Source organism: Paenibacillus aestuarii, from assembly GCF_027789125.1.
Taxonomy (GTDB): domain Bacteria; phylum Bacillota; class Bacilli; order Paenibacillales; family NBRC-103111; genus Paenibacillus_E; species Paenibacillus_E aestuarii.
The window spans coordinates 23,575-36,065 of the sequence record NZ_JAQFVF010000055.1; the positions used below are offsets into that span (position 1 = coordinate 23,575).

At 52.1% G+C, this 12,491-nt stretch carries 10 protein-coding genes; 8 read left to right on the forward strand and 2 right to left on the reverse strand.

The features are described from left to right. Window positions 1-5 precede the first annotated feature (5 nt). From kdpB to O9139_RS21970, 7 genes are all read left to right on the forward strand, one after another. Window positions 6-2,048, forward strand: coding sequence for a potassium-transporting ATPase subunit KdpB (kdpB, locus tag O9139_RS21940; RefSeq protein ID WP_270881560.1), 2,043 nt, complete (start codon window positions 6-8; stop codon window positions 2,046-2,048). Window positions 2,049-2,124: 76 nt separating this feature from the next. Then, window positions 2,125-2,688 (forward strand): potassium-transporting ATPase subunit KdpC, encoded by a 564-nt coding sequence (gene kdpC, locus O9139_RS21945; protein ID WP_270881561.1) that lies wholly within the window; start codon window positions 2,125-2,127, stop codon window positions 2,686-2,688. 69 nt (window positions 2,689-2,757) lie between these two features. Continuing rightward, window positions 2,758-5,085, forward strand: a complete 2,328-nt coding sequence (locus O9139_RS21950; RefSeq protein ID WP_270881562.1) for a universal stress protein — start codon at window positions 2,758-2,760, stop codon at window positions 5,083-5,085. A gap of 32 nt (window positions 5,086-5,117) precedes the next feature. Then, window positions 5,118-6,713 carry a DUF4118 domain-containing protein gene (locus tag O9139_RS21955; RefSeq protein WP_270881563.1) on the forward strand — a complete coding sequence of 532 codons (1,596 nt, stop codon included), beginning with the start codon at window positions 5,118-5,120 and terminating at the stop codon, window positions 6,711-6,713. 1 nt (window position 6,714) lies between these two features. Beyond that, window positions 6,715-7,407, forward strand: a complete 693-nt coding sequence (locus O9139_RS21960; protein WP_270881564.1) for a response regulator — start codon at window positions 6,715-6,717, stop codon at window positions 7,405-7,407. 298 nt (window positions 7,408-7,705) lie between these two features. Continuing rightward, window positions 7,706-7,852, forward strand: a complete 147-nt coding sequence (locus O9139_RS21965) for a hypothetical protein (RefSeq protein WP_270881565.1) — start codon at window positions 7,706-7,708, stop codon at window positions 7,850-7,852. Between the two features lie 146 nt (window positions 7,853-7,998). Beyond that, a complete protein-coding gene (locus O9139_RS21970; protein ID WP_270881566.1) occupies window positions 7,999-8,346 on the forward strand; it encodes a YkgJ family cysteine cluster protein in 348 nt (115 codons plus the stop codon). 324 nt (window positions 8,347-8,670) lie between these two features. On the opposite strand, the gene O9139_RS21975 is transcribed toward O9139_RS21970, so the two are convergent. After that, window positions 8,671-9,012: a DUF5658 family protein gene (locus tag O9139_RS21975; protein WP_270881567.1), complete on the reverse strand. Its 342-nt coding sequence runs from the start codon at window positions 9,010-9,012 to the stop codon at window positions 8,671-8,673. 147 nt (window positions 9,013-9,159) lie between these two features. On the opposite strand from O9139_RS21975, the gene O9139_RS21980 reads away from it, so the two are divergent. Continuing rightward, the gene (locus O9139_RS21980; RefSeq protein ID WP_270881568.1) at window positions 9,160-9,987 is read left to right on the forward strand and encodes an MBL fold metallo-hydrolase; all 828 of its coding nucleotides are present in this window, start codon (window positions 9,160-9,162) and stop codon (window positions 9,985-9,987) included. A 25-nt stretch (window positions 9,988-10,012) separates the two neighbouring features. Here O9139_RS21980 and O9139_RS21985 read toward each other — a convergent pair whose 3' ends face one another. Then, a complete protein-coding gene (locus O9139_RS21985) occupies window positions 10,013-12,340 on the reverse strand; it encodes an AraC family transcriptional regulator (protein ID WP_270881569.1) in 2,328 nt (775 codons plus the stop codon). Between the last annotated feature and the right edge of the window lie 151 nt (window positions 12,341-12,491).

The window sequence follows — 12,491 nt, forward strand, 5'->3', positions numbered from 1 at the left end:
TTCTTATGACTACCGTACGTAAAAAAACAATATCGAAAGAGTTGGCTGCACAAGCCGTTCTCGATGCATTCAAAAAGCTAAATCCTGTCGTCATGATCAAGAACCCGGTCATGTTCATTGTTGAAGTCGGCACGTTCATTACGTTGCTATTATCCTTCAAACCCGATCTGTTTGTCGCCTCTGGGGTCAGCCGTGGCTATAATATCGCCGTCTGTTTGATCCTGCTGTTCACGGTTCTTTTCGCTAACTTTGCCGAAGCGCTGGCCGAGGGCCGCGGGAAGGCACAGGCGGATACGCTGCGGAGAACGAAGTCTGATACGATGGCGAAACTGGTGCAAAAAGACGGTTCCTTGAAGCAAGTATCGTCAACGCAATTGAAAAAAGGCGACATCGTCCGCGTCGATACCGGGGAAATTATCCCGACGGACGGGGAAATTATAGAAGGTCTTGCTTCGATTGATGAGTCCGCGATTACGGGCGAATCCGCACCGGTTATTAAGGAAGCTGGCGGCGACTTCTCTTCCGTCACCGGCGGTACTCGGGTCGCCTCGGACTATATTATCGTGAAAGTGATGACAGACCCGGGTGAATCGTTCCTGGACCGCATGATTGCCCTCGTCGAAGGCGCGAAACGGCAAAAAACACCGAACGAAATTGCCCTCACAACGTTGTTGGCCGTTTTAACACTGATCTTCATGATCGTGATTATTACGATGGTTCCGATGGCGCAATATCTAGGGGTCCAGCTGGACCTGGCTACATTGATCGCGCTGCTTGTTTGTTTGATTCCGACGACCATTGGCGGCTTGTTGTCCGCGATTGGCATTGCGGGAATGGACCGGGTGACCCAGTATAACGTACTGGCCATGTCCGGTAAAGCGGTGGAAGCTGCCGGTGATATCGATACCCTTATTTTGGATAAAACTGGAACGATTACGTACGGTAACCGGATGGCGGCCGAGTTTATTCCTGTTAAAGGCGTAACTCAAAAAGAAGTGATCCTTAGCTCGTTGAAAGCATCAGTCAAAGATGAAACGCCGGAAGGCCGCTCAATTGTAGAGCTGGCGGGCAAGCTTGGCGAGTCTTGGGCGGAAAGCGAGTACCGGGACGCTGAGTCAATTGAATTTACAGCAGAAACGCGTATGTCAGGTTTGAATTTAAGCAATGGCGTGCAAGTGCGCAAAGGCGCTGTCGATGCCGTGAAAAAGCATGTAATGGCTAAGGGCGGCAGTATTCCTGCTGATCTGGACGAAGCTGCCCAACGGATCGCCAAGGCGGGAGGTACTCCGCTGGCTGTATCCGTCAATGAGCGAATCTTCGGTGTCATTTACTTGAAAGATACGGTGAAGCCTGGACTGAAAGAACGTTTCGCCGAGATGAGATCGATGGGGATCAAAACGATTATGTGTACGGGTGACAATCCGCTCACAGCTGCGACGATTGCGCTGGAAGCCGGCGTCGACGACTTCGTCGCGGAAGCCAAGCCGGAAGACAAGATAGCGGTCATTCGCAAGGAGCAGCAGGAAGGCAAGCTCGTGGCGATGACCGGTGACGGAACGAATGATGCCCCGGCGCTTGCGCAAGCCGATGTCGGCTTAGCGATGAACTCGGGGACGATGGCGGCCAAAGAGGCGGCGAATATGATCGACCTCGACTCCGACCCGACGAAGCTGTTGTCCGTGGTGTCGATCGGCAAACAGCTGCTGATTACGCGCGGAGCGCTGACGACATTCTCGATTGCCAACGATATTGCCAAATATTTTGCGATCATTCCTGCCATGTTTATTCTGGCTATGCCGCAGTTGCAGGCGTTGAATATCATGCATTTGGCTTCGCCGCAGTCGGCAATCTTATCGGCATTAATATTTAATGCCATTATCATTCCGCTGCTCATCCCGATCGCGATGAAAGGTGTCAAATACCGCGCGATGTCGGCGGATAGGCTGCTTTCGCGCAATGTTCTCATCTACGGTGTCGGCGGTGTCATCGTACCGTTCATTGGGATTAAGCTGATTGACCTGGTCCTGCAGGGGCTGCACATCGTTTAAAATAAAGAAGGAGAAGCTTCAAGCTTGCTCGTAGAGCTTGCAGGCTTGGAGTTTCCCTGTAACTAGGAGATATGATATGAAACATATATGGACGGCGATTCGCGTTTCCGTGGTGCTCATGCTGGTCTGCGGGCTCATCTATCCCTTGGTCACCACCGGAGTTGCGCAGGTGTTATTCCCTAAACAGGCTGATGGCAGTTTGATTGAGCTGAATGGCCAAACGGTCGGCTCAGAATTATTGGCTCAGGGCGTGGAGTCTCCCAAACTTTTCCACCCCCGAGCTTCGAATGCCAAATACGATCCTACTGCTTCAGCCGGTTCCAATATGGCCATCGCTTCCGACGATTATGTCAAAGCGATAGCTGACAAAATCGATGAGATCAAAAAAGATAATCCCACAATGACGGATATTCCAGCCGATTTGTTGACGGTATCCGGCTCGGGCTTCGACCCGGACCTGTCTCCCGAAGCGGCGAAAGCGCAAGTGTCCCGTATCAGCAAGGAGACGGGAATCAGCGCACAGCAGCTTAACGAGCTGATCGACGCTCATACGAAAGGCCGCCAATTAGGCGTTTTCGGCGAGCCGCGCGTCAATGTCACTGAGCTAAATATCGAGTTATTGAAGCAAGTGAAGCTTTAATTATCCAGCCGCTCCCGCATGTCGGGGGTGGCTTTGTGGCTTTATTCGTTTCTAGGGGGAGGCAACAACATGGACGGCTTTAAACGCAAAACACCTGAAGAGATCCTGCACTCGATCTCCAAACTGCACCGCGGCACGTTGAAGATATATATCGGCCCGGTGAGCGGCTCGGGCAAGACCTACCATATGCTGCGGGAAGGCCATATTCTGAAGCAGCAGGGGATCGATGTGGTGATCTGTGCCGTATCGACGCTGAAGCGGCCGGAGACGGTCGAGCAATTGGGTGATCTGGAGCGGGTATCGAGCATCCATTGGTATAAAGGCGATGTTGAGTACAAAGATTTGAACCTAGAGGCTTTGATGGCGAGAAATCCGGAGGTCGTCCTCGTTGACGGGCTGGCACACCGGAATCGCCCGGAGGCCAGGTTCGCGACCCGGTTAGAGGACATCAAGTATTTGCTCTCACACGATATCAGCGTCATCACCACGGTGAATGTGTATGAGCTGGAAGGCTACACAGAACTGGCGCAAAAGCTGACCGGGATCGAGGTTGAACATACCGTACCGGTCGATACACTGGAGCTTGCTGATGAGGTGAGGCTCATCGATGTGACGCCGGAGACGATTCTAAACCGGCTAGCGGAAGGGCATCTTAAGGTGAACAAAGATGCTCCTGTATTCAAGCGCGGCAATCTGGGGGTGCTGCGCGAGCTGGCGCTGCGCTTGGTGGCGGAGGATGTCAATGAGTCGTTGAAGGAGCACCGCGAGGAGATGGGGCTCTGCATCCCGCCGGGAACCGCAGAGCGCATCCTGGTGACGACGCAGTACCATTGGAACGGCTCGATCTACGTGCGCAGAGGGCAGCAGATTGCCAAACGGCTGAACGGCGATCTGCTCGTGGTGACGTTCAGGAATTTCAAGCGCGCGCTAACTAAAGAAGCGACCGCGTTCCGCCGCAGCATGATCAAGCTGGTGGAGAAGGTAGGGGGCGAGTTCGAGGAGCTGCCGTACCGCAGCCGCAGAAGCATGCCGGAGACCTTGGTGCAGTACGCATCGCGCCATCAGGTGACACGCATTGTCATGGGGCATACGAAGCATACGCGATGGCAGGAGTTTTGGCAGGGCTCGGTGGTCAATACGCTGCTCAAAGTAACCAAAAATATCGATCTATTTCTGGTCGCAGACCGGGCTGAGTACGAAGGGGAGCGGGTGCTGCCGGCAAAAATCGTCTCCGCCAAGGAACATCAGAAGTACCGGCGGTTAAGCGAACAGGAAGTTGTGGAGAAAATAGGGAAGATAAAGCGCGGCAAATTCAAGGTCTATATCGGCGCCGCTCCTGGCGTAGGAAAAACGTACATGATGCTTCGCGAAGGCAACGATCATTTGAAAAAAGGGATTGATGTGCAGATCGGTCTGCTCGAGACGCATAACCGCAAAGAAACGATCGCGCAGACCGGAAACTTGCCGATTATTCCCCGCAAGAAGATTGTCTACCAGGGCATTGAGCTAGAGGAAATGGACACGGAGGCGATTATTCGCAAGCGTCCCGAAGTGGTGCTGGTTGATGAGCTGGCACACACCAATGTTCCCGGAAGCAATAATAAAAAACGTTACGAGGACGTTCTGGAGATTCTGGACGCCGGCATATCCGTTATTACGACGGTCAACGTTCAGCATTTGGAGAGTTTGAATGATGCTGTGCAACAAATTACCGGCATTCGCGTTAGAGAGACTGTGCCGGATAATATTCTACAGATGGCGGATGAAGTGCAGCTCATCGATGTTTCTCCTGAAGCGCTGCAGCAACGGATGCGTGAAGGCAAAATCTATGCCAAAGCCAAAGTAGAGCAAGCGCTGTCCCATTTTTTCAAAACAGGGAATCTCATCGCTTTGCGTGAGCTCGCGCTGCGTGAAATCGCCGACGACGTTGACGAACGGCTGGAGTCGCTGGAGCGCAAAAGCTCACTTCGCGGCCCGTGGCGGCGCAAGGAAGTGATTTTCGTCTGCGTGAACAGCACGCCGCATGCCGAGCGCCTGATTCGCCGTGGTTTCCGCACCGCCTATCGCTTGAAGGCCGCCTGGTATGTTAATTATGTTCATGTTGGGGGAGGCGGCGAGTATACAGGAGAGCTGAAAGCAAGGCTGGACGCTTTGGAGCGGCTGACGGTCCGGCTTGGCGGCAAGTTCGTCGTTCATGAGGCGCGGGGGCCGAAGGAGATTGCTCATGTGCTATCCGTCAAAGCGGACGAAGCGGAAGCGACGCAGCTGGTCATTGGACAGTCGAAGCAGACGTTCTGGGAGACACTGCTCAAAGGCTCCGTCGTTAAGAAGCTGATTCGCAAGTCAAGGCATAGAGATGTGCTTATCGTTGCGGATTTTGAACCCAATCCTGCATAATTGAAGAGAACATAACAATGAAGTAAGGTGACATGATGAGCAGTCCGTGGAAACGGTTGGGGAAGTTAGCGCAAGGCAGCTTTTATGCCTGGAGGCCGTATACCTGGGTGACGCTGGGCATCGTTCTTTTAACCTTGTTGCTGCGTAGCTTTGAGCCGTTTTTTGATAACGTAAATATTGCATTAATCTACTTATTCCCCATTCTAATTAGCGCGGTATACGGGGGGATGGGGCCTTCCATCTTTGCCGCCAGCTTGAGCGTACTGGTGTTCGACTTTTATTTTATCCCGCCGTTCTTAAGCTTTACGATCGCAGATTTGCGGTACTTGCTGTCGTTTGTCGTTTATTTGGCGGTTGCGATATTAACCGCTAGTCTGGCTGCGCGGTTGAAGCAGCAGCTGCATGTTGCCAAGCAACGGGAGGCGACGACCGCTACGCTGTATGCCTTGAGCCGGCAGATGACGGCGATCACCGATTTGCAGTCGCTGCTCGACAATGTATCCCGTCAAGTATCAGAGACTGTTGGCGCTCAAGCTGTTATTTATATGCCGGATGCCGAAGATGAATTGAAAGTGATGACAAGCTCGTCGGACCCCGCTTATTGGGGCAATGGGCCTTCGGAGATGGGCATTGCCAAGTGGGTCTATATGTATGGGGAGATGGCCGGGAGGGGCTCAAGCACACTTCGCGAATCATCCGGCCTCTACGTGCCGCTGCGTACGGAGGAGCGGGTTTACGGCGTATTGGCCGTTAACCTTGATCTCTATGAGCAGCCGGTTGCCGGGACTGATGCGCCGGACCAAGTGCGTTTGCTCGAAGCGATTGGCGGACTGGCCGCAAGTGCTGTAGCGCGCGTGAAATTGGGCGAGGAAGCGAAGCTGGCCCATCTAACGGCGGAGTCGGAGCGCATCCGCACGGCGCTGCTAGACTCGGTGTCCCACGAATTGCGCACGCCGCTGGCGACGATTATCGGCTCGGCCACAGGCTTAATCGAAGGCGACGCCATGTTCTCCAAGGAGGACCGGCTCGACCTGCTTGCCACGATCCGCGACGGCGCGCTGCGCATGAACCGGCTCGTGACGAACCTGCTCGGCATGGTGAAGCTGGAGAGCGGCATGCTGACGCTGCGCAAAACGTGGTGCGACCCCGCAGACATCATCGGTGTCGTGCTGGCGCAGGTGAAGGATTTCCAGCAGCATCGGAAGATTACAGTCCAGCTGCCGGACACCGTACCTTATTTATACGGCGATGAGGTGCTGCTGGAGCAAGTGATGGTGAATGTGATCAGCAATGCGATCAAGTATTCACCTGATTACAGTGAAATCGTCGTCTCCGCAGCGCCGGCTCAGGATGACCGGCACATCATGCTGATGGTGGCTGATACCGGCGCAGGGATTGCTGCAGCGGATCGTGAGCGCATTTTTGATAAATTTTACCGCTCGCCAGCAACCCGCCATGTGACCGGAACCGGTTTGGGGCTCGCCATCTGCAAAGGCATCATTGAAGCGCATGGCGGGACGATTAGCGCAGAGCCGAATCTGGAGCGGGGCACGGTCGTCCGAATTGTGCTGCCAAGAGGCGACGAGCAGGAATTACAGGAATGGATACCGGAAAGGAATAATGCCTGACATGACGAATGGAGCGCGTATCTTAATTATCGATGATGAGCCGCAAATCCGGAAGCTGCTGAAAGTGACGCTGCAAGCACATAGCTTTGAAATTCACGAGGCGGCAACAGGAGAAGACGGTGTGTATCAAGCGAGCATCGTACATCCGGACTTGATCGTGCTGGATCTCGGCCTGCCAAGCATGTCCGGCATGGATGTGCTGACGCGTGTACGGGAATGGTCGCAGATCCCGATTATCGTGCTGACGGCGAAAGACCGCGAGGAAGATAAAATAGCCGCGCTGGATGGCGGAGCCGACGATTACGTGACCAAACCGTTCGGGATGGGCGAACTGGTTGCCAGGATTCGCGTAGCGCTGCGCCATGTGGCGAAGACGGTCGACGAGCCGATCCTGCGCTTCGATCATCTGGTCATCGACCTCGCGCAGCGGCTGGTCGAGCTGGATGGCAACCGGGTCAAGCTGACGCCGACCGAGTATGATCTTTTGAAAGTGCTTGCCTCGAATGCAGGCAAGGTGGTTACGCAGCGGCAGCTGCTGCAGCAAGTGTGGGGCGGCCACCACCACGAGTCGGACAGCCACTATTTGCGCATCTACATCGGCCATCTGCGCAAAAAGCTGGAGGAGGACCCGACGCGCCCGAAGTTTATCGAAACGGAGCCGGGGATCGGGTACCGATTTTTGTTGCAGCCTTAGTGGCGACGTGCGGTGAGGTGCGGTGAGGTGTGGTAGCCCCGAATCAGTCGGACCGCCGGGTCCAACTGTAGGTCGGTAGAATCGGACTGCAGCTTCTTGAAGCGGCCGTGTGGGACACGCAACAAGTTGGAGAAGCCGAGATGTAGTGTCTAGAGCACGGTTGAGCCATCCTACTGTGAGTATGCGTACTTATCTAACTGCCTCAGCAAATTGCAGTAGTCCGACTTTGCCCACTTATTTAGGCGTTGGGCGGGTGGATTTATGCTGCAGTCCGGCTTTGCCTACTTAGAGAGCAGAAATGGTGGATAGCTTAGTTGTTTTGCCGCAGCAATTGGGCAAAATCGGATTGGAGCGCATGTGGTGGGTGGAGGTCCAGCTGAAGGTCGGCAGAATCGGACTGCAGCTTCTTGAAGCGAGCGCCGCCCGCCCATCACTCATAAAATAAAGGGGACCTCTAAGTCAGCAGCTTTAGAGATCCCCTTTTGTTATATTGTAGCGCTTGGTATTTTATGTTAATATAATTATCGAACGAATAATATTAAATAATACCACAGGTTAACGATAAAGTCAATGTTTAAATCGGAGGTTCCCATGAGCGAACTGCCCTGTCAAGGATGCAAAGGATTATGCTGCGGCCCTGTCCCCGTCACGGATCAAGAATTGAAAACGATAAAAAAGAAAATCAAAGCCATGCCCATCAAGTTGCGTGCAGAGCTGGAAAACCAACAGCGCCATTATGGCACATGCATATTTTATGATATGGAAAAGGACAAATGCGGCATCCATGCCGTGAGACCTTCTGTATGCCGGGCGTTCGGCTACTTCAGCAACATGGTCTGTTTTCGGCAGCCATCAGCCGCCGGAGCGGCACCTTGGCGTGCGCAGGCTCCCTCAGTCGGCCTGCTGACAATTGATTTTACATGGCGCGACTTTAAGTAGCGGCAAGAAATCGGACGACTGGTCGGTAGATGGAAAGGTGTAGATCGGTAGATAGCCGGTAGGCCGGTAAGCCAGTAGATAGTCTTTAAGCAGGGCGGTACGTATTTAGGTATTTAGGTAGTTAGCTAGTTAGCTAGTTAGAAGTTAGCTAGTTAGAAGTTAGCTAGTTAGTGTTGCCCCGCCGCAACCGCCACATTAAAAAAAGAGCCTCACGGCTCCGTACGTTAAAACGTGTGACAATGTTATCACATTGCTGCCTGAAGTACCACAGGCTAAACTCGAAGTAGCCCCTCTCATGGGGACTGTCTGGATCGTGCTAATCGTTTAAGTGATGCTGTTCATCCAATACTTCAAGCTATACGCCAACCATACAAGGTGATAAATATTGACTGCGGCATAAGTGACGACAGTGATGGTTAAGGCAGGGCTCACCCAGGGACGAGCTTGAATACGCGGATAAAGAAGCATGAAGAGTAGCGGGAGGAACAGCTTGATCAAATAAAATCCTGCCACATTCCAGTCATAAATATGCCGGATCACAGGATTCAGCTCTTCAATGAACTGAAGGCGGAGGCCCATGTCGGTAAACATAGCATCAAGGAAGCACAAAGCAAGCAGCAGCACCAACGATCGAATACGGGCTATATGGATGAATGAAGATTTCATGACACGCCGCCTTTTGAATCAGTTTACTCTCATTATTATGATACAAAATGTATCGAGTAACATCAACTTTTTCTTTATTGCCCCGAAATGGTACGATGATAGCGATAAGCTTGCAGATGAAGGAGAAAAAAGAAGGGGAAATATTCCGTGATTCAATTTCAAAATGAACATATGACTGTTTTTCAAAGTGTTCTTTATCAAACCACAGCAACTGTCATCCAAACCACGGATCTGGTGCTCGTCGTGGACCCGAATTGGCTGCCTTCCGAAGTTGAACAGATTCGCAGCTACGTGGATCAGATAAAAGGCGCACGCGAACTTTACCTGCTGTTTACGCACGGCGATTTTGATCATATTATCGGGTATCGGGCGTTTCCCGACGCCAGAGTCATCGGGAGCAAGGGGCTTAGCGAGCATCCGAAGAAGGCTTATAAGCTGGAGTTGATTCGCGATTTTGATGCGAAGCATTATGTGGAGCGCAGTTATTCGATCGAGTTCCCAGAGCTGGACATCATCATGAGTGATAACGGGCAGCAGCTAAAAAAAGGCGGGACGACCTTAACGTTCTTTCAAACTCCCGGTCATACAGCGGATGGCTTGTTTACGATTGTTGAACCACTAGGCATTCTGATCGCCGGCGATTACTTGTCAGACTTCGAGCTGCCGTTTATTTATGACAGCGCCAAAGCGTATCAACAGACCTTGCTCACGGCGAAGCACATTTTTGAGCAATATGCGATAAAGGCGCTTGTTCCGGGGCATGGCCGAGTGACAACGGACCTGGAGGAAATGCGCCGGCGCCTGGATCTGGCGGACGACCATCTGCAGCGGCTCATTCAGGCTGTAACGGAGCCGAATGAGGCGGCTGTTGCGGCGCTCGAGCAGGAGCATGCTTTTCCGTCATCGTTTACGCAGGAGTGCCATGCGGAGAATGTCCGGATTATTCAACAGGAATTTGGAAAGCGGAACGAGTAAGTGGCAGGTTAAAAAGAAAGAGGGCTTATGGACAGGCGTCCACATAGCCCTCTTTTGATTTTTCCCGGTATTGCCCTGGAGTAATGCCTTCTTGCTTACGGAAAGAACGGATAAAGTTCTGTGAGTTGTTATACTGCAGTTTAGAAGAGATGTCCTTGATTGGCATATCGGTCTCGGAGAGCCATTTTTTAGCCATATTGAAACGGTAAGTCGTCAAATATTCGCTGAACGAGCAGTTCGTTTCTTTGCGAAAAATACTGCTTAAATAATTAGCGTTATAATGCAGCTTGGAGGCACAATCCTCGAGCGTCAGATCGGTATCGTAAAAGCGCTGCACCAGATCGATGATTTTCTCAGAGATGTTATGGTACTGGGCATCCTGGCGGTCCCGGAAAATCCGAATTAACGGATACACCACTTGCGTCCAGAACCAATCCTCGATCTCGGCGGCGATTTGCAGATCCAGCAGTTCCTCGAAGATGGAGCCCTTCGCAGGATGGATCTGATTGAGGCTAATCCCGGATTCCTGCATGACGATAAGCAGGTTGTTCAGCAGGCGGGTCAGCGGCATCTGGTATTCCTGCGGCGTAAGCGGCGCAGCGAACACCGTTTGCAGCAGCTGCTTGAGCAGCTCGCGCGATTTCTCTTTTTCCGCCAGCTTGATGGCATCCATAAGCTCGTTCTCAATCGGCTTCGGATAGTTCAAATTCAAGTAATGCTTGCCGGAGTTGATGTTCTCGTACTGAATGATGATGCCCTCGCCGAGCTTAATCCGGTGCTTGAGCGCTTCCAGTCCCTCGCGATAGGCGGTAGGCATGCTTGTAAACGCTTGGAAGGGGAGACTCATTCCAATACTGACATGCAGGCTGAGATAGCTGATCACGTGCTGCTGCATCTGCTCCGTCAGCGCATACACGTGGTTGCGGAACTCAGCCACATGGCTGTTTGGGCTGCCGATCAGCGTCACCACCGTTTGGTCGATGATGATGGGCGCCAGCCGCTGCTCCGACGGAATGAGCTCTTCGATAATGTTATGGATGGCGAAGAGCAGCAGCTCCGCATCTCGCCTCTCGTAGCGGGTATTATCGAAGGAGTCGATCTGCAAGGTAATGACTGACATCGTTCTCCAGTCACTGACCTGCACACCGTACCCGAACTGAAATAGTTTGTCGTGCAGCTCGCTTGATTTCACATGGCCTTGGAACGCTTTGATTAGGAAGAAAGTGCGCACCTGTCCGATATGCTGGCGGACTTCCTTTTCCAGCTGGGATTTGGATTCGAACAGATGGTACACCTGCTCGCCGATGAGCTGAAACTCGTCCGCTTTGCGCTTCCGATTGACGGTCACGAGGCCGCCGATTTGATTCATGAGCAGCTGGATGGGCGAATACATTTTACGTGAGCCGAGCCAGGCCAGCAGCATAGAGATCAGCAGCATGAGTGCGCAGATGTAGATGGTGTAGGTTTTGATCTTGCTCGATTCCTGGGTCATGCTGCCAATCGAGGAGACGGATAAATACGTCCAGCCGTTCAGATTGGAACGCAGATAAGACACCGAGTAAGGCTTGCTTAGAATTTCGGTGGAGAATTGTCCCTGCTGCTTGACGAGCTGCTGCCCCACGTCCGTCAATCCGGCTTCTGTAATCGACTTGCCGACCATGGTGGGATCCGGATGCATAATAATCCGATTCGCTTCGTCGATAATCAGAATGTCATCCAACTGGTCGGTATCGCTTTTAATAAAATCCTGCAAGCTGCAGGCAGGGATGTTGGCGAGCGCCATGCCGTACTTCTCTGGACCGGTCGTCGGCAGCTTTTTCATCAGGCTGATTGTATATTCACAAGGGACGCTGCGCGCGTTCTCCTCGGTGTAGAACCAGGCTGAAGGGCTCATCAGCCAGGCGCTCGTATCTTGAGGGTCCATAAGCGTAAGCAATTTATCGTAGTACGGATAGTTGTCGAATTGATATAAACCTGAGTTCTTGATCATCCAGTTCTCCCGAGCATTGATCAGGATGACATCCTCAAGCTTAGTATCAAAAGATTGCATGTAGCGAATCTCGCTGCGCAAGTCGTCATAAACCATGAAATCGTTTACAGTTAAAGGTTTGTCTAAAGCCTTCTTGAGCACGGTAGAGTTGATGACCTGATTAAGCGTATGGTTGACAGTTGTTAATTTCTGCTCTACATTGGAGTTGATTTGCATAATCAACTGCATTTTACCTTCATTTACATTTTTCTGGATTTCGTTGGAAGAAGTCACGAAGGCAAAAGCGCCGATGAAAATTACGGGCAGCGTGCTGAGCAAGAACCCAAAGATTGTCATTTTGCTTAGAAAGCTTAAAGAACGCACGATATCCAACACCCATCCTGAGGTAGTGATTATGCAAGTACTCGTTTTAACATTGTAGTAAACCGTTGCTCCTGGGGCAATAATCATCTGTAATCGCGATAATCATTATCTTAGATTATGAATAGAAATCACTGCTGCGGCAAGGGGGACA

Excerpts from the sequence above, each read along its gene's own strand:
- O9139_RS21970 (WP_270881566.1), top strand. The coding sequence starts at position 7,999 with ATGAGCGAACTGCCCTGTCAAGGATGCAAAGGATTATGCTGCGGCCCT.
- kdpC (WP_270881561.1), top strand. The coding sequence starts at position 2,125 with ATGAAACATATATGGACGGCGATTCGCGTTTCCGTGGTGCTCATGCTG.
- O9139_RS21965 (WP_270881565.1), top strand. The coding sequence starts at position 7,706 with ATGGTGGATAGCTTAGTTGTTTTGCCGCAGCAATTGGGCAAAATCGGA.
- kdpB (WP_270881560.1), top strand. The coding sequence starts at position 6 with ATGACTACCGTACGTAAAAAAACAATATCGAAAGAGTTGGCTGCACAA.
- O9139_RS21960 (WP_270881564.1), top strand. The coding sequence starts at position 6,715 with ATGACGAATGGAGCGCGTATCTTAATTATCGATGATGAGCCGCAAATC.
- O9139_RS21975 (WP_270881567.1), bottom strand. The coding sequence starts at position 9,012 with ATGAAATCTTCATTCATCCATATAGCCCGTATTCGATCGTTGGTGCTG.
- O9139_RS21950 (WP_270881562.1), top strand. The coding sequence starts at position 2,758 with ATGGACGGCTTTAAACGCAAAACACCTGAAGAGATCCTGCACTCGATC.
- O9139_RS21955 (WP_270881563.1), top strand. The coding sequence starts at position 5,118 with ATGATGAGCAGTCCGTGGAAACGGTTGGGGAAGTTAGCGCAAGGCAGC.